The following is a 16,532-nucleotide window of genomic DNA, read 5'->3' as shown; positions in this document are numbered from 1 at the left end:
AGGAAAGTATTAATATCACGCATAAGAACGCCGGTTTTTTAGATCTGTTTGCTCGCACGAACATCATCTATCAAATCGGCGTTTTTGTTTCTGAGTTTCCCGGGATTCCGTGAAGAACCTTTTTTTTACCGCTTAGACGCGTTCGGCCCAGAGGTCGTATTCGTCGGCATCGGTGACCCGGCACCAGACCTTGTCACCTGGCTTCAGGTCGCCGGCGCCATCGATAAACACGTTGCCGTCGATTTCCGGGGCATCGAAGAAGCAGCGGCCCACCGCGCCGTTTTCGTCGACTTCGTCGATCAGCACTTCGATTTCCTTGCCGACGCGCTGTTGCAGGCGTGCCGAGCTGATTTCCTGCTGGTGCGCCATGAAACGCTCCCAACGGTCCTGCTTGACCTCGTCCGGCACCACGTCCAGATCCAGGTCGTTGGCCGGGGCGCCTTCCACTGGCGAGTACTGGAAGCAGCCGACGCGGTCCAGCTGGGCCTCGGTCAGCCAATCCAGCAGGTACTGGAAGTCTTCCTCGGTTTCGCCGGGGAAGCCGACGATAAAGGTCGAACGGATGATCAGCTCGGGGCAGATCTCGCGCCAGGCCTTGATCCGCGCCAGGGTCTTGTCTTCGAAGGCCGGGCGTTTCATCGACTTGAGGACTTTCGGGCTGGCGTGCTGGAAGGGGATGTCCAGGTACGGCAGGATCTTGCCGGCGGCCATCAGCGGAATCAGCTCGTCAACGTGCGGGTAGGGGTAGACGTAGTGCAGGCGCACCCACACGCCCAGGCTGCTCAAGGCTTCGCAGAGCTCGGTCATGCGGGTTTTCACCGGCGCGCCGTTCCAGAAACCGGTGCGGTACTTGACGTCCACGCCATAGGCGCTGGTGTCCTGGGAGATCACCAGCAGTTCCTTGACCCCGGACTTGACCAGGCGCTGGGCCTCATCGAGCACGTCGCCCACCGGACGGCTGACCAGCTTGCCGCGCATCGACGGAATGATGCAGAAGCTGCAGCTGTGGTTGCAGCCTTCGGAAATCTTCAGGTAGGCGTAGTGCCGCGGGGTCAGCTTGATGCCTTGTGGCGGCACCAGGTCGATCAGTGGGTTGTGGTCTTTCTTGGGCGGCACCACTTCGTGCACCGCGCTGACCACTTGCTCGTACTGCTGTGGGCCAGTAACGGCCAGCACGCTAGGGTGCACGTCACGGATATTGCCTTCTTCCACGCCCATGCAGCCGGTAACGATGACCTTGCCGTTTTCCTTGATGGCTTCGCCGATAACTTCCAGGGATTCGGCCTTGGCCGAGTCGATAAAGCCGCAGGTGTTGACCACCACAACATCGGCGTCCTGGTAGGTGGACACCACGTCATAGCCTTCCATGCGCAGTTGGGTAAGGATGCGCTCGGAGTCGACCAGAGCTTTTGGGCAACCCAGGGATACGAAGCCGACCTTGGGGTTGGCTGGCGTGGTAGGGGTGGACATGTCTAACCTCGGTATAGGTGTCGAATCACTTGGGGGGCAAGTGCGACGCTTGGGCGCTGGCTGCGCCTCTGATCAAAAAGTGCGCAATTCTAGCGATGGTCGCGGCGCTTGACCAGCTTTATGCGGCGGAAATACGACGAGCGCTGGACTATGCTTCGTCCCGTTATGCCCGGCTGTTTTCATAGCCCCCTGCGCTGAGCCGTGCAGGTAATAAAAAAAGCCTGAGTCCCATGGCAAACTGCGCAATTTTAGAGAATAGCGCTTGTATAACCTTGCGCTTCCTATATAAGAAGCCCCGGTCTTGGTAGTAGGAGTCATTGATGGGTCAGGCAAGTAGTCAGGCAGCGAGTGGCGAGCACTCCGGGGTCAAGCCTCTGGGAATGCTGGTGGCGGCGGTCGGGGTGGTGTATGGCGATATCGGTACCAGCCCGCTCTATACCCTCAAAGAGGTGTTTTCCGGCAGTTACGGGGTTCAGGTCAACCACGACGGGGTGTTCGGCATCCTGGCCCTGATCTTCTGGTCCTTGGTCTGGGTGGTATCGATCAAATACGTACTGTTCATTCTGCGCGCCGACAACCAGGGCGAGGGCGGCATCATGGCCCTGACCGCGCTGGCTCGGCGGGCATCGGCGTCCTATCCGCGCCTGCGTTCGGTGCTGGTGATTCTCGGCCTAATCGGCGCCTCGCTGTTCTATGGCGACAGCATGATCACCCCGGCCATCTCGGTACTTTCGGCAGTGGAAGGCCTGGAACTGGCCTTCAGCGGCCTGGAGCACTGGGTGGTGCCGATGGCGCTGGTGGTGCTGGTGGCGCTGTTCCTGATCCAGAAACACGGTACTGATCGCATCGGCAAGCTGTTCGGCCCGGTGATGGTGGCCTGGTTCCTGGTGCTGGGCGGGCTGGGGGTGCACGGTATCCTTCAACACCCTGAGGTATTGCAGGCGCTGAACCCGGTGTGGGGCGTGCGCTTCTTTATCTCCCACCCGGGCATGGGCGTGGCGATTCTCGGGGCGGTGGTGCTGGCCCTGACCGGCGCCGAAGCCCTGTATGCCGATATGGGCCACTTTGGCCGCAAGCCGATTGCCCGGGCCTGGTTCGCCCTGGTGCTGCCGGCCCTGGTGCTCAACTATTTCGGCCAGGGCGCCTTGCTGCTGGAAAATCCGGAAGCGGCGCGCAACCCCTTCTACCTGCTGGCGCCGGGCTGGGCCCTGATCCCGCTGGTGGGCCTGGCCACCCTGGCCACGGTGATTGCCTCCCAGGCGGTGATTTCCGGGGCCTTCTCCCTGACCCGCCAGGCGATCCAGCTGGGCTATATCCCACGCATGTACATCCAGCACACCTCCAGCGCCGAGCAGGGGCAGATCTACATCGGCGCGGTGAACTGGTCGCTGATGGTGGGCGTGATCCTGCTGGTGCTGGGGTTCGAGTCCTCCGGTGCCCTGGCCTCGGCCTACGGCGTGGCGGTGACCGGCACCATGCTGATCACCAGCATCCTGGTGTCGGCGGTGATGCTGCTGCTGTGGAAATGGCCACCGGTACTGACAGTGCCGATCCTGGTGGGCTTCCTGCTGGTGGATGGGCTGTTCTTCGCCGCCAACGTGCCGAAGATCTTCCAGGGCGGTGCCTTCCCGGTATTGGCAGGGATCGCCCTGTTTATCCTCATGACCACCTGGAAGCGCGGCAAGGAGCTGCTGGTGGATCGCCTCGACGAAGGCGGGCTGCCGCTGCCGATCTTTATCAGCAGCATCCGCGTGCAGCCGCCGCATCGTGTGCAGGGCACCGCAGTGTTCCTTACCGCCCGCCCGGACGCCGTGCCCCATGCGCTGTTGCACAACCTGCTGCACAACCAGGTGCTGCATGAGCAGGTGGTGCTGCTGACCGTGGTCTATGAAGACATTCCACGGGTGCCGGCGCAGCGGCGCTTCGAGGTGGACGCCTATGGCGAGGGCTTTTTCCGGGTGATCCTGCATTTTGGCTTCACCGACGAGCCGGATGTGCCCGAGGCCCTGAAGCTGTGCCACCTGGATGAACTGGACTTCAGCCCGATGCGCACCACCTACTTCCTCAGCCGCGAGACGGTGATCGCCTCCAAGCTGGAAGGCATGGCCCGTTGGCGCGAAGCGCTGTTCGCCTTCATGTTGAAGAACGCCAACGGCAACCTGCGCTTCTTCAAGCTGCCGGTGAACCGGGTGATCGAACTGGGGACCCAGGTCGAGATGTAAGCCCTGCCAAACGAAAGCCCCCGTTGCCTTGCGGCAGCGGGGGCTTTTTCATTTCACGCCCCCTGTAGGAGCGAGCTTGCTCGCGATAGCGGACTGTCAATCAGCATCGATGCTGAAGACTGAAACTTCTATCCCGAAGCCCTCTGGCCGTGAGATCGCTGCCAGTCCTTACGCGGTGAGCGCCTGCACCACATCGTCCACCACCGCCTTGCCCATGGTGGTCAGGTAGTACGCGGCCCAGGCGTTGCGGTCACTGTCCTTGCTGTAGGCGGCGTCCTCGGCAAAGGACTTGGCCAGGGACAGCAGATCGGAGGCTTGGGCCAGGGCGTCGCCAATCGGGACGCCGGGGCTGACCTGGAACAGTGGGTGTTCCGAGCGGTAGATAAATGGGGTACAACCGACTGTTGTCAGGTTTGAAAGTTGAGGCGGGTTCGCATTGTTCATGGTCCAACTCCTGAATTCGAGGAGCTACCACGTTCGTTTCCAAGCGAATGGGTGGCAGCTGTACGCAGGTTGGAAAACCGGGAATCCAGGAAACCGGCAGACCCGAAGGTCTCCCACGCACAGCCGCCATAACTGATGGATTGCAGGTGCGAAATTCGCCTGTAATCACTATGGGGTGCTAGTTGCCCAGACTCTTCGGGTTTCCAAGCCCGGCCGCTGAAAGGTCAGCGGCATCCGGAGCCTAGCCCGCTGAGTTGCAGGCCAACAAGGTGGCAAACAGCCCAAAACGCACCCCCTTCACAATTCTCGGAGTGTGCCTACAACCTGTGCGGTAGTCATCCGATAAAGCGCCGCCCCAAGCGAACCCTGCTCAAACAAGGCCATAAAAAAAGCCCCCGCAACCTGAGGCTGCGAGGGCTATTGTCTGGCGAGGTTCAGCTCACTCTTGAGCCGTGGCCTGATCCTTGGCCTGACGCTTCTCTATGGCGTCCACCAGGCGTTTGGCCAGTGCCGGGTAGTTCTCGTCGAAGTGATGGCCCCCAGGCAGCTTCATGGCTTCACCGACGGCGGTCTTGTCGGTGCAACCACTTTCGTCGACCTCTTCCACGCCGTAGATGCACACCACCTTGGCCGCTGGCAGCTTGGCCATTTCCGGGCCGGTGGCGGCTTCCTTGCCGGCGTTGCCGAGCCAGCCTTCGACTTCGATCTCGAAGCTGCCGGTGCGGGCGAAGGCCAGCAGGATAATGGCGTCCACGCGTTGCTGCTCGGCTTCCGGCAGGCGGTTGTAGATGGCTGGCAACACGTCGGCGCCGAAGGAGTAGCCGGTCAGCACGAAGCGCTTGGTGCCCCATTTCTGCCGGTAGTGCTGCATCAGCTCGGTGAGGTCGACGGCGCTTTGTTCCGGGGTTTTGTGCTGCCAGTAGTAGCGCAGGGTGTCGATGCCCACCACCGGGTAGCCGATCTTGGCCATTTCGCCGGCCACGTCGCGATCCAGGTCGCGCCAGCCGCCGTCACCGGAGAGGAACAGGGTCACGGTGTCCTTGGCCTGGCCGGCCGGCACTTCCACCACCGGAATGTTCAGGCCGCCGTTTTCCGAGCCCACCAGCAGCTTGCGCAGTTCGTTGTTCAGCACTTGCGGCAGGTGGATGTCGTAGTCGCTGATGCTGGTGGTGGCATTGGGAGTGTCACGCACGAAGCCGGCGCTTTCATCGTCCGGGTTGTCGTTCCAGGCCACCAGCCAATGGCCGTGGGCCAGGGTCTTGGGCAGGGGATCGGTGCAGCCCGGTGCCGGGTTGATGGTGAAGCCCACCGACACGGCTTGGGCCTTGTCGTCGCTCTGGGAGGCGATCCAGCGCCAGGCCAGGGCCGCGCCCGGGCCGATGCCGCTGACCAGGGTCGCCGGGCCGGCGAGCTGCGGCAGGGCATTTTGTAGCGCTTGTTCCTGCAGCTTGCAGTCATCCTTGGGCAGGACCACCTGGACGATCTGCGCCGCGCCGCTGCGGCTCAGGGCCAGCAGTTGCTTGTCGCTCAGGGTGGCGTCGGGCAGCACCGCCACCACCACCCGGGCTTTGGCCTGGGTGCCCGGGGTCACGCGGGTCAGGGTCGAGCCGTCGGTCTGGGTCAGTTGTTCCAGGGTGGGTTCAGGGGCGGGGCGGTTCCACCACCAGTAACCACCGCCTGCCATCAGAGCCAGCACCACCAGTGTGGCCAGCAGATACCGCCAAGAGCGTTGAATCATCAGCGTTTCACCAATCCAGTCAGGCCGCCCGCAATCAGGGCGGCGGTGTCGGCCAGGGCTACCAGCGGGTCGAGCCCGGCGGGTACGGCCATATAACGGGGTTCCCAGTCGGGTTGGAACTTGTCCTTGAAGCGGCGCAAGCCCTGGAAGTTATACAGTTGCTCGCCACGGCGGAAAACCATCGAGCCCAGGCGTTGAGTCAGTGGCGCGCCACGGCGAGGCTGCAGGCCCGACAACGGCACCATGCCCAGGCTGAAGCGCGCATATCCATGATTTTTATAATGCTGGATCAGGCCGACCATCATGAATTCCATGGTCAGCTTCGGTGCGTCCGGGTGTGCGCGCATCAGGTCGAGGCTGGCCAGGTCGTGGCTGTAGGTCTCGAGCAGGTTGGCGAACGCCACCGGGCGCCCTTCAAAACGAATGATCGCGATACGGAAGTGCTTCAGGTAGTCGTCGCTGAAGCGGCCCAGGGAGAAGCCTTTCTCCCGGACGTTCTTGCCGGTGAGCCAGGCATCGGAGATCACCTTCAGTTCATCCATGGGCGCTTGCCCGGGCTCGTGGATCTCCAGCGACAGGCCGTCGCGGGTGCCACGGTTCCAGGTGTAGCGCAGGTCCTTCATCTCCTTGCCCTTGGCTTCCAGGTCGAAGCGCTTGAGATCGACCCGGGCTTCCTCGCCGAGCTTGATCGCGGTCAGGCCGATGTCCATGTAGTAGGGCAGGTTTTCCGCCCGCACCTGGTAGAACACCGGGCGCGCGTGGTGCACGTCGCACAGGTCGCGGAACTGCCAGATCATCTCCGCCCGCTGCTGGGTCGGGCCGATGGGGTCGTAAAGCGCCACCAGGCTGCGGCCACGGCGGGCGTACATCAAAAAGGCATCGTCGTTGGGGTGGAACAGCAGCGCCTTGTCGCCGGTCAGGGCCAGGCCGCCGTCGGGTTGGGACGAGGCCATGAGAATCGTCGCCGCCTTGTCCAGCTCCTCAACGGTGGGCAGGTGGATCACCGGGCGCGCGGTGCGCAGCAGCCAGGTCAGGGACACCACCAACAGCAGCACCGCGGCACCCAGCAGCGAGCGCAGGCCCCGTGGGGCGTCGGCATCGAGGGTGAACTGCCACCACAGCTGATGGCTGTAGGGCACGTCCTGGTAGGCGAACAGCAGCAGCCAGATGGAGGCGCCGAGCACGCAGACGCTGGCCACCAGGTACAGCGGCGAGAAGGGCAGCTCGGTGAGACGGCTGGGGCGATAGAAGGAGCGACGGAACACCGCCAGCAGGCTGGCGGTGAGGGTCATCAGGCTGGCTTCCTCCCAGTCGAACCCCTTGAGCAGCGACAGCAGTGCGCCCACCAGCAACAAGATGGTGGTGAGCATCCAGGCCGCCGACAGGCGTCGGCGCAGGCCCTGGGCCAGCAGCAGGCAGAGCACGCCGATCAGGCTGGCGCCGAAGTGCGAGGCATCCACCAGGCGATGAGGAATCAGGAAGCCGACGTGCTGCAGGCGGGTATCGATTTCCGGGGTGGCGCCGGAGAACAGCAGCACCACACCGGAGAGGAACACCAGCACCGCGAGGATCGGCGCTGCCAGGCCGGAAGCCACCCGCAGCGATTGCCGGGTCTGGAACAGGCGTTGCGCTTCGTTGATCAGCAGCAGCACGCAGGCCACCAGCATCGGCAGCACTACATAGATCAGGCGATACAGCAGCAGGGCGGCGGCTAGCGGCGCGGCGCCAAGCTTGTCGGCGAAGGCCGCCAGCAGGATGGCCTCGAATACCCCGACGCCACCGGGCACATGGCTCAGCACCCCGGCCGCCAGGGCCAGCAGGTACACCAGCAGGAAGGCGCCGAAGGGTGGCGCTTCGGGTAGCAGCAGGTAGAGCACGGTCGCGGCTGCGGCGACGTCCAGGGCGGTGATGATCAGTTGCAGGAAGGTCAGGCGACGTCCTGGCAGGCGCAGGGTGCGACGTCCGACCCGCACCAGCAGGTTGTCTTGCAGCGGCTGTTCCGGCAGGCGGCGACGGTAGATGCCGATGGCCAGTACGGCGCCCAGCAAGAGTACAGCAATGGCTACACCGGCCAGCAGGCTTTCGGGCAGGCGCAGCGCCACCGAGGCCGCCGGCAGATTGCTCAGGGTGGCCAGGGCCGCCAGCGGCGGCAGCGCGCAGCCCAGGGACAGGCTGGCGAACAGGGTCATATGGGCTACGTCGCTGGCCCCTAGCCCATGGCGGGCATAGAGCCGGTAGCGCACCGAACCGCCGGAGAGCAGCGACAGGCCGATGGCATTGCCAATGGCGAAGGCAGTGAAGCCGCCCAGGGCCAGGGTGCGGCCGGGCAGGCTGACGCCGGCGTAGCGGCTGGCGGACCACTCATAGCCCAGCAGAATGATGAAGCCGACTATGGTTGCGCCCAGAGCGCCAAGCAGCGCCGGCTTGGGCACCTCGAGTATCGAGTCGTGCAGGGCGTAGAAGTCCAGCTCGCTGAGCAAATGGCGGCAGGCGATCAGGGCAATGGCGAAGAGCAGAAGGGTCACGACCAAACCCAGGGGTTGGCGATATTTGCTCAACAGGTCCAGCCAGCGCAGACGGGTGACTGTAATAGCTTGAGTTGCGGTATCGGTGTCTTGTGAATCAGACGTATTGGCGCGCATCAATCACCTCGTGGATTGTGCGCGACAGGATGGGGGTATCCAGCCAAGTTACCAATCCCTGTAGAAAAAATAGTTTGAAATATTAACGCGTCTCACCCCGGCCAGGCGACCCTGGGCGATCAGTTCAGGGCGGCTGCTTGAGACAGAGCATAGCTCGCATCTATAAGGCTCGAAGTATCGCTAAAGGTTCGCAACAATTTGCCAGGCCATTGTTGCGAAAGGACTTTTTCAACAGGTACAAAAAAGGCCACTCTTTCGAGCAGCCTTTTTTGATGTTTGGTTGCGGGAGCCGGATTTGAACCGACGACCTTCGGGTTATGAGCCCGACGAGCTACCAGACTGCTCCATCCCGCGTCTGTGGGCGGCATTCTACAGGCGCACCGAGCAGTGTCAACCGTTATTGATGCAAATGGTCAAATAACCGTCGAGCAGGCCGTTTCCCGGCTTAAGTCATGGATCGGCAAGGAAATTATCTGAGCGCTAGGGAAGGGGAGAAGATAAAACGGACGCGCACAAAAAAGGCCACTTCTTTCGAAGTGGCCTTTTTCTATATCTGGTTGCGGGAGCCGGATTTGAACCGACGACCTTCGGGTTATGAGCCCGACGAGCTACCAGGCTGCTCCATCCCGCGTCTGATGTGGCCGAATTCTACAGAGCTGCAGGAATCTGTCAATCATTAAATTTAAAAAATTGCTTCCGGTTCAATCGCTTAGCACTGCTGCTGGCGCTTATAAACGGCCTCCGGCCTAGGCGGTACGGGGCTTCCAGCTCTATTGGCGGTTTCGTTTTGATTGATTCAATAAATTCCCCGCGGGGCATCCACTGCGTTGTTCGATGATGCAAGGTACTGGTGCTATATACAGGTGTCGGTAGATACTGGCAGCCTGTTTTCCGCCGGCTTACGCCTTTCATGATCTCTGCCTTTATATGATGCAGCGCAAAATCATCCACATCGACTGTGATTGCTTCTACGCCGCCATTGAAATGCGCGATGACCCGCAACTGGCCGGCAAGCCTCTGGCGGTGGGCGGCTCTGCGGATCGACGGGGAGTGATCGCCACCTGCAATTACGAGGCGCGGGCCTTTGGCGTGCGTTCGGCCATGTCGTCGCGGCATGCCCTGGCCCTGTGTCCGGACCTGACGATCGTCAAGCCGCGAATGGATGCCTACCGTGAAGCCTCGAAGGAGATCCACACGATCTTCCGCGACTACACCGACCTGATCGAACCCTTGTCGCTGGACGAGGCCTACCTGGATGTTTCCGACAGCCCGAACTTTGCTGGCAGTGCCACCCGCATCGCCCAGGACATCCGCCGCCGGGTTTCCAATCAGTTGCATATCACCGTGTCGGCCGGTGTTGCGCCCAACAAGTTCCTGGCCAAGATCGCCAGCGACTGGAAAAAGCCCAATGGGCTGTTCGTGATTACCCCGGATCAGGTGCAAGATTTCGTTTCCGGGCTGCCGGTGAGCAAGTTGCATGGGGTGGGCAAGGTCACCGCCGACAAGCTCGGGCGGCTGGGCATAGTCGACTGTCTGCAACTGCGAGACTGGAGCAAGCTGGCGCTGGTGCGTGAGTTCGGCAGTTTTGGCGAGCGCCTGTGGAGCCTGGCCCAGGGTATCGATGAACGGCCAGTGCAGAATGACAGCCGGCGGCAATCCATCAGTGTGGAAAACACCTATGACGTTGACCTGCCGGACCTGCAAAGCTGCCTGGAAAAACTCCCTGAGCTGATGGCAACCCTGGCCGGGCGCATCGAGCGTATCGACAGCAGTTATCGGCCGGGCAAACCCTTCGTCAAAGTGAAGTTCCATGACTTCACCCAGACCACTCTGGAGCAGGCGGGGGCGGGGCGGGATCTTTCGAGCTATCAGCAGCTGCTGACCCAGGCCTTCAAGCGTGGAGGCAAGCCGGTGCGGCTGTTGGGAATAGGCGTGCGCCTGCAGGATCTGCGTGGGCGCCATGAACAGCTGGAGCTGTTCCAGGGCGGGTTGTAGGAGCTGGCTTGCCAGCGAACCGCGCGATTATTTCACCGCGCTAGCGCTTGTGCCGACAAGCCGGCTCCTGCAGGAATCAGTGACCGGGGTCGGCCACCAGGCGGCCGGCGTTCTTGGTCAGGGACTTGAGAAACTCGCTTTGCAGTTCCGGATCGTTGCGGGTCAGCTCGATCAGGCTCTGTTCCAGCTCGCTGGCTTCCTCTTCCAGGCCCAGTTCCGACAGGCGCTTGACCCGGTGTACCCACTGGCTCACCTCGTCATCTTCCAGGTCGTCGTAAATCAGGGCATGGGCTTCCAGCAACTTGCTGCGCAGGTGGCTGCTGATGCTCAGGGAAGAGTCGGAGTGCACTTCGTCCTGAGCGTCCTCGACACTGATCTGCAACTTGCCGATATGGTTCAGGTCCTGTTCCGAGAACGGGTTGTCCAGCAGGTTCAGGAGCAGCACGCCATTGCGATCGGTGCTCAGGTCGTAGGTTTCCTTACCGGCCTTGACCTGCACCGGGCGCTCGCTCCACGGCAGGCTCGAATACTCCAGGCGCTTGTCGCGCTGGACTTCATCGATGGCTGACAGGTTCTGCTGGGCGCGGCCATGGGACGGCATGTTCATGAACGGGTTGAGCCCGGACACGCCATAGCTGACCCAGTCCTTGGTGACGCTGTCCGGCAGGTTGCCCAGGGCGAACACATTGACCACATTGGCGCCAATACCGGCCACCAGCGCCACCGCACCCAGGGGGATCTCGTAGATCTCCCGCCAGGGTTGGTAGGGCGTGTAGCGATCGTAGTGGCGGGTGACCTCGAACTCGGTGACTTCGAAGGTCTTCTGCTCGTGGATGCGTACCCGGCGTTGCGGCAGTTCGAGCACCTTGGGCTCACCGACATCGATCTGCAGGCTGTGGTCGAGCAACTTGCGCTCGACCCGCTCCTCATGCTCGCTGCGCTGGGACATCTGGTTGGCACAGCCGCTGACCAGCAGGGCGCCGCACAGGGCGCCGAGGCCTAAGGTGTTTCGCTTGAACATGACTTCTCTATCTGGTTTCAGCGACGGATACGGGCTTGGAGGAAGGACAGTACGTCGGCCACCGGCAGCGCTTGTGCCTCGGCTTCGGTACGGCTCTTGTATTCCAGGTTGCCTTCGGCGAGGCCGCGGTCGCTGACCACGATCCGATGTGGAATGCCGATTAGCTCCATGTCCGCGAACTTGATGCCGGGGCTGGTCTTCTTGTCACGATCGTCCAGCAGCACTTCGAAGCCGGCGGCGGTGAGTTCCGCGTAGAGCTTGTCGGTGGCTTCGCGAACCAGCTCGGTTTCGTAGCGCAGAGGCACCAGGGCGATCTGGAACGGCGCCAGGGTGTCACTCCAGATGATGCCCTTGTCGTCGTAGTTCTGTTCGATGGCCGCGGCCACCACGCGGGACACGCCAATGCCGTAGCAGCCCATTTCCAGGGTTACCGGCTTGCCGTTCTCGCCCAGCACTTCGCATTTCATGGCCTGGCTGTACTTGTTGCCCAGCTGGAAGATGTGCCCGACTTCGATGCCGCGCTTGATTTCCAGGGTGCCCTTGCCGTCCGGGCTTGGGTCGCCGGCCACCACGTTGCGCAGGTCGGCCACGGTAGGCACCGGCAGGTCGCGCTCCCAGTTGACGCCAAAGTAGTGCTTGTCGTCGATGTTGGCGCCGACGCCGAAGTCGCTCATCAGCGCTACCGAGCGGTCGATGATGATCGGCAGCGACAGGTTCACCGGGCCCAGGGAGCCCGCACCGGCGCCAATGGCGTCGCGCAGTTCGGCTTCGGAAGCCATTACCAGCGGGCTGGCCACGCCAGGCTGGTTGGCGGCCTTGATTTCATTCAGCTCGTGGTCGCCACGAATGATCAGGGCGATCAGCTTGCCTGCTTCCTCGGCGTGTACCACCAAGGTCTTGACGGTCTTCTCGATCGGCAGGTTGTAGCCTTCCACCAGCTGGGCGATGGTTTTCGCGTCAGGGGTGTCCACCAGGCGCATGGCTTCGGTTGGCGCAGGGCGCGAAGTTTCGCGCGGCACGGCCTCGGCCTTCTCGATGTTCGCCGCGTAGTCGGAGCCGTTGCTGAAGACGATGTCGTCTTCGCCGGATTCGGCCAGCACGTGGAATTCATGGGAACCGGCTCCGCCGATGGAGCCGTTGTCGGCTTCAACCGGGCGGAACTTCAGGCCCAGGCGAGTGAAGATGTTGCAGTAGGCCAGGTGCATGCGGTCATAGGTGACCTGCAGCGATGCCAGGTCGGCATGGAAGGAGTAGGCGTCCTTCATGATGAATTCGCGGCCGCGCATCAGGCCAAAGCGTGGGCGGATCTCGTCACGGAATTTGGTCTGGATCTGGTACAGGTTCAGCGGCAACTGCTTGTAGCTGCTCAGCTCATTGCGGGCCAGGTCGGTGATCACTTCTTCGTGGGTCGGGCCGGCGCAGAAGTCGCGGTTATGGCGATCCTTCAGGCGCAGCAGCTCGGGGCCGTACTGTTCCCAGCGACCGGATTCCTGCCACAGCTCAGCCGGCTGGATACCCGGCATCAACACTTCCAGCGCGCCCGCAGCGTTCATCTCTTCGCGAACGATGGCTTCGACCTTGCGCATCACCCGCAGGCCCATCGGCAGCCAGGTGTACAGGCCCGAGGCCAGTTTGCGGATCATGCCGGCGCGCAGCATCAGCTGATGGCTGATCACGACCGCGTCGGAAGGCGTTTCTTTCTGTGTGGCGAGCAAGTATTGACTGGTACGCATGGTAGGCCGTTGTCGGTTGCTGAAGACTGGAAGTGACGGAGCATTGTACGGGCGAGTTCCGCTGGCGTACAGGATTGTGCTTGGAGGGGGTAGGGGAGGTGCGGAAAAGTCCGCAACCTCCGGGAATTTCTAGGATTCTTCGCCGACTGCGCTGCCGTTGCCGGCTGTTTCCGGCTCGGGTTTCGGCCCGGCGCGGCGGCTTTCCTGGAACCAGTGCAGGGCGATCAGGATCAGGGTCGGCACTCCGAGTATCGCGGTAATCAGGAAGAAATCGTGATAGCCGAATTTCTCCACCATGACCCCGGAATAGCCGCCGATCAGGCGCGGCAGCAACAGCATGATGGAGCTGAGCAGGGCGTACTGGGTGGCGGAGAACTTGAGGTTGGTCAGGCTCGACAGGTAGGCGACGAACGCCGAGGTGGCCATGCCCGAACTGAAGTTGTCCAGGGAAATGGTGACAATCAGCATCTTCAGGTTCGGGCCCATGTCCGCGAGCATGAGGAACAGCAGGTTGGTCCCGGCGGAGGCCGCACCGCCGATAAACAGGATCGGCAGGATACCGAAACGCACGATCAGCAGGCCGCCCATGCCGGCACCGATCAGGGTCATGATCAGGCCGAAGATCTTGCTCACCCCGGCAATCTGGTCCTTGGTGAAGCCCTGGTCGATATAGAACACGTTGGCCATGACGCCCATCACCGTGTCCGACATGCGGTAGGTGGCGATCAGCCCCAGCAGCAGGAAGGCCTGCCAGCGGTAGCGCAGGATGAAGTCGTTGACCGGGGTCAGCACTGGCGCCAGGCCGCGACGGCCCATGGCGGAGAGGCACAGGGTGCTGAGGGTGATGTAGAGGATGGCGCGCAGGAAGGCGCGGTCTTCCAGCAGCAGGTCCAGCGGGCTCACGCCGTCGAAGATCACGCTGGCAAAGTCGGTGTTGTACAGCTGGGTGAATGAGGCTGGAACCGAAACCAGCAGCACGATCAGCACGAATACCGAAACCAACTGATGGACGAAGCTGTAACGCCCAGCAGACAACTGAGTGCGCAGCGGCACCGGCGGCTCGCGCATCAGCAGGGTGGTGATCAGTGCCGGAACCATCAGCACGCCGAACAGCAGGTAGGTGCCGGTCCAGGCCGAGTGTTTATAGCTGAACCCGGTGGAGCCGAAGCCTTCGGCGAAGAACAGGGCGCCGGCGGTGGCCAGCAGCACCGCTACTCGATAACCGGACATGTAGCTGGCGGCCAGGGCGGCCTGGCGGCTGTCGTCGGCGATTTCCAGACGGTAGGCGTCGATGGCGATGTCCTGGGTGGCCGAGGCGAAGGCCACCACCACCGCAATGGCAATCAGCCAGGACAGATGCTTCTGTGGATCACAGAAACCCATGCCGATCAGGCCGAGAATCACCAGGGTCTGAGCCAGTACCAGCCAGGAACGACGACGCCCGAGCTTGCCCAGCAGGGGCAGGCGCCATTGGTCGAGCAGCGGCGACCAGACCCATTTAAAGGCATAGGCCAGGCCAATCAGGCTGGCGTAGCCGATGGTTTCGCGGGCCACACCGGCTTCACGCAACCATACCGAGAGAGTCGAGAACACCAGCATGTAAGGCATGCCGGCAGCGAAACCAAGCAGCAACAGCACGAGCGTCGAGGGGCTGGCATAGGCGGCAAGCGCGGCGCGCCAGGTTTTACGGGGCATGGGCTGAAGTCTGCCTCAAGGATGACGGAAACAAAGCGCGCACTCTAACCGCTGTGCTCTACCGGACGCCAGCCATGGCGCTGAATATCCACTCGATTGTTCAGGATAGAGACACCTTCGCTGCGCAGCCTGGCGCGTTGTTCGTCGCCCGACGGGCTGCCGAGGGGCAGGCTGATGCGACCACCGGCCCCCAGCACCCGGTGCCAGGGCAGGCCGGTGTCGGCAGGCAACTGGCTGAGGGTGCGCCCGACCCAGCGGGCGGCACGTCCCAGGCCGGCCATCTCGGCCAGTTGGCCATAGCTCACCACCTTGCCGGCGGGCACCTGGGCCAGGGTCAGGTACAGTGCCGTGCGTCGGATCTGCGCGGGGCTTTGCGGGTCTTCAGCCTGTTCGGTCACATTCGCGGTTCCAGATAGATGAAGGGACGCCCGTCGGTCATCGGCGCCAAGGGCGGATGAGTATTGAACTCAGTCGCAATACCCGGGTCAGTCGTGACTGAGGCTGTTCCAGTCGGAATAATGCCGTTTTTTTCGCAAGATCGAGCCCTGTATTACCTATGTTTTCCAGAACCTTGTTGTGTTTCGCGGTGCTCAGCGCCTCCCAGCCTGCCCTGGCCGATACCGTCTGGTTGCAGAACGGCGATCGGCTCAGCGGCAAGATCAAGCTGTTCGATGGTGGCAAGCTGCTGATCCAGACCGATTATGGCGGCGTTATCAGTATCGACTGGAAACAGGTCAAGACCCTGGAAAGCGCTCAGGAACTGCTGGTCAAGCAGGATGCCTACAGCGGCGAAAAGGCCAAGTCGCTGCAGGCCGCGGAGGCGGGCAAGGTTACCCTGGCCAATGGCGATGCACCCAAGACCGTGGAGCTGGCCAGCATCCAGCAGATCATGAAGCCCAAGCCCTTGGTGGAAGATATGGTGTGGAAGGGCAATGTCGATGTGGCCATGGACTACAAGCGTGCGGAAAAGAAAACCGACGACTACGACATCGACTTCAAGACCTCGGCGCGGCATGGCGCCTGGCGGCACAACGCCCAGGGCGAATACAACCGCGAGTTCCAGAATAATGTGGTGACCACCGATAACTGGAGCGCCGAGTACGCCCTGGACCGCTTCATTACCGACAAATGGTTCTGGGAAGGGCGGCTGACCTACAAGCGCGACAAGGTCGAGGACCTGGAGCGCCAGCGAGTGCTGGGTACGGGCCCCGGCTATCAGTTCTGGGACGACGAGCTGGGCGCCTTTTCCCTGGGGTCGCTGCTCAACCGCACCGACTACGAGTACGCCGATGGCGGCAAGGACAATTTCTACTCCCTGGCCATGAAGTGGGACTACAACCGCTACCTGATTGGCAAGCGGGTGGAGTTCTTCACCAATGGCGAGGTGGGCCGGCCGTTTTCCGGGGTGGCCGACTATGCGCTGGATGCCGAGATGGGCTTGCGCTACAAGGTCACCGACTGGGCTTCACTGAACCTCAAGGCGGAGAAGGACCTGATCCGCGGCACAGAAGGCAGCGATCTGGACAAGACCCGTTACACCGTGGGCTTTGGCGTGACCTGGTAAGCCCGGGC

At 62.2% G+C, this 16,532-nt stretch carries 11 protein-coding genes and 2 tRNA genes; 3 read left to right on the top strand and 10 right to left on the bottom strand.

Annotation, left to right across the window (positions count from 1 at the left end):
* Positions 1–132 precede the first annotated feature (132 nt).
* Complete coding sequence (gene rimO, locus J4P02_RS22400) at positions 133–1,470, bottom strand: 30S ribosomal protein S12 methylthiotransferase RimO (RefSeq protein WP_426194334.1); 1,338 nt, start codon at positions 1,468–1,470, stop codon at positions 133–135.
* A gap of 380 nt (positions 1,471–1,850) precedes the next feature.
* On the opposite strand from rimO, the gene J4P02_RS22395 reads away from it, so the two are divergent.
* Positions 1,851–3,692, top strand: a complete 1,842-nt coding sequence (locus J4P02_RS22395; protein WP_426194340.1) for a potassium transporter Kup — start codon at positions 1,851–1,853, stop codon at positions 3,690–3,692.
* A gap of 168 nt (positions 3,693–3,860) precedes the next feature.
* Here J4P02_RS22395 and J4P02_RS22390 read toward each other — a convergent pair whose 3' ends face one another.
* The 5 genes from J4P02_RS22390 to J4P02_RS22370 all read right to left on the bottom strand — a co-directional run bounded on the left by J4P02_RS22390 (position 3,861) and on the right by J4P02_RS22370 (position 9,147).
* A complete protein-coding gene (locus J4P02_RS22390) occupies positions 3,861–4,136 on the bottom strand; it encodes a DUF3077 domain-containing protein (RefSeq protein ID WP_426194332.1) in 276 nt (91 codons plus the stop codon).
* Positions 4,137–4,575: 439 nt separating this feature from the next.
* Positions 4,576–5,874, bottom strand: coding sequence for a virulence factor family protein (locus tag J4P02_RS22385; protein ID WP_426194330.1), 1,299 nt, complete (start codon positions 5,872–5,874; stop codon positions 4,576–4,578).
* Positions 5,874–8,516, bottom strand: coding sequence for a bifunctional lysylphosphatidylglycerol flippase/synthetase MprF (gene mprF, locus J4P02_RS22380; RefSeq protein ID WP_426194328.1), 2,643 nt, complete (start codon positions 8,514–8,516; stop codon positions 5,874–5,876). Before mprF ends, J4P02_RS22385 begins: the two co-directional genes overlap by 1 nt.
* Before the next feature lie 277 nt (positions 8,517–8,793).
* Positions 8,794–8,870, bottom strand: a tRNA-Met gene (locus J4P02_RS22375).
* A 200-nt stretch (positions 8,871–9,070) separates the two neighbouring features.
* Positions 9,071–9,147 (bottom strand) — tRNA-Met (locus J4P02_RS22370).
* 296 nt (positions 9,148–9,443) lie between these two features.
* On the opposite strand from J4P02_RS22370, the gene dinB reads away from it, so the two are divergent.
* The gene (gene dinB, locus J4P02_RS22365; protein ID WP_426194326.1) at positions 9,444–10,511 is read left to right on the top strand and encodes a DNA polymerase IV; all 1,068 of its coding nucleotides are present in this window, start codon (positions 9,444–9,446) and stop codon (positions 10,509–10,511) included.
* Between the two features lie 76 nt (positions 10,512–10,587).
* Here dinB and J4P02_RS22360 read toward each other — a convergent pair whose 3' ends face one another.
* The 4 genes from J4P02_RS22360 to J4P02_RS22345 all read right to left on the bottom strand — a co-directional run bounded on the left by J4P02_RS22360 (position 10,588) and on the right by J4P02_RS22345 (position 15,358).
* Positions 10,588–11,532, bottom strand: a complete 945-nt coding sequence (locus tag J4P02_RS22360; protein ID WP_426194324.1) for a hypothetical protein — start codon at positions 11,530–11,532, stop codon at positions 10,588–10,590.
* Positions 11,533–11,549: 17 nt separating this feature from the next.
* Positions 11,550–13,265: a proline--tRNA ligase gene (locus J4P02_RS22355; protein WP_426194322.1), complete on the bottom strand. Its 1,716-nt coding sequence runs from the start codon at positions 13,263–13,265 to the stop codon at positions 11,550–11,552.
* Between the two features lie 129 nt (positions 13,266–13,394).
* Positions 13,395–14,960: an AmpG family muropeptide MFS transporter gene (locus tag J4P02_RS22350; RefSeq protein ID WP_426194320.1), complete on the bottom strand. Its 1,566-nt coding sequence runs from the start codon at positions 14,958–14,960 to the stop codon at positions 13,395–13,397.
* Between the two features lie 44 nt (positions 14,961–15,004).
* Positions 15,005–15,358 carry an MGMT family protein gene (locus J4P02_RS22345; RefSeq protein WP_426194318.1) on the bottom strand — a complete coding sequence of 118 codons (354 nt, stop codon included), beginning with the start codon at positions 15,356–15,358 and terminating at the stop codon, positions 15,005–15,007.
* Positions 15,359–15,516: 158 nt separating this feature from the next.
* Here J4P02_RS22345 and J4P02_RS22340 point away from each other — a divergent pair, with 158 nt between their 5' ends.
* A complete protein-coding gene (locus J4P02_RS22340; protein WP_426194316.1) occupies positions 15,517–16,524 on the top strand; it encodes a DUF481 domain-containing protein in 1,008 nt (335 codons plus the stop codon).
* Positions 16,525–16,532: the final 8 nt, after the last annotated feature.

Origin of the sequence: Pseudomonas sp. NFXW11 (assembly GCF_049887815.1) — a bacterium.
GTDB lineage: Bacteria > Pseudomonadota > Gammaproteobacteria > Pseudomonadales > Pseudomonadaceae > Aquipseudomonas.
The sequence above is the reverse complement of the archived record's forward strand: the minus strand, read 5'-3'. Positions and strand labels throughout refer to the sequence as shown.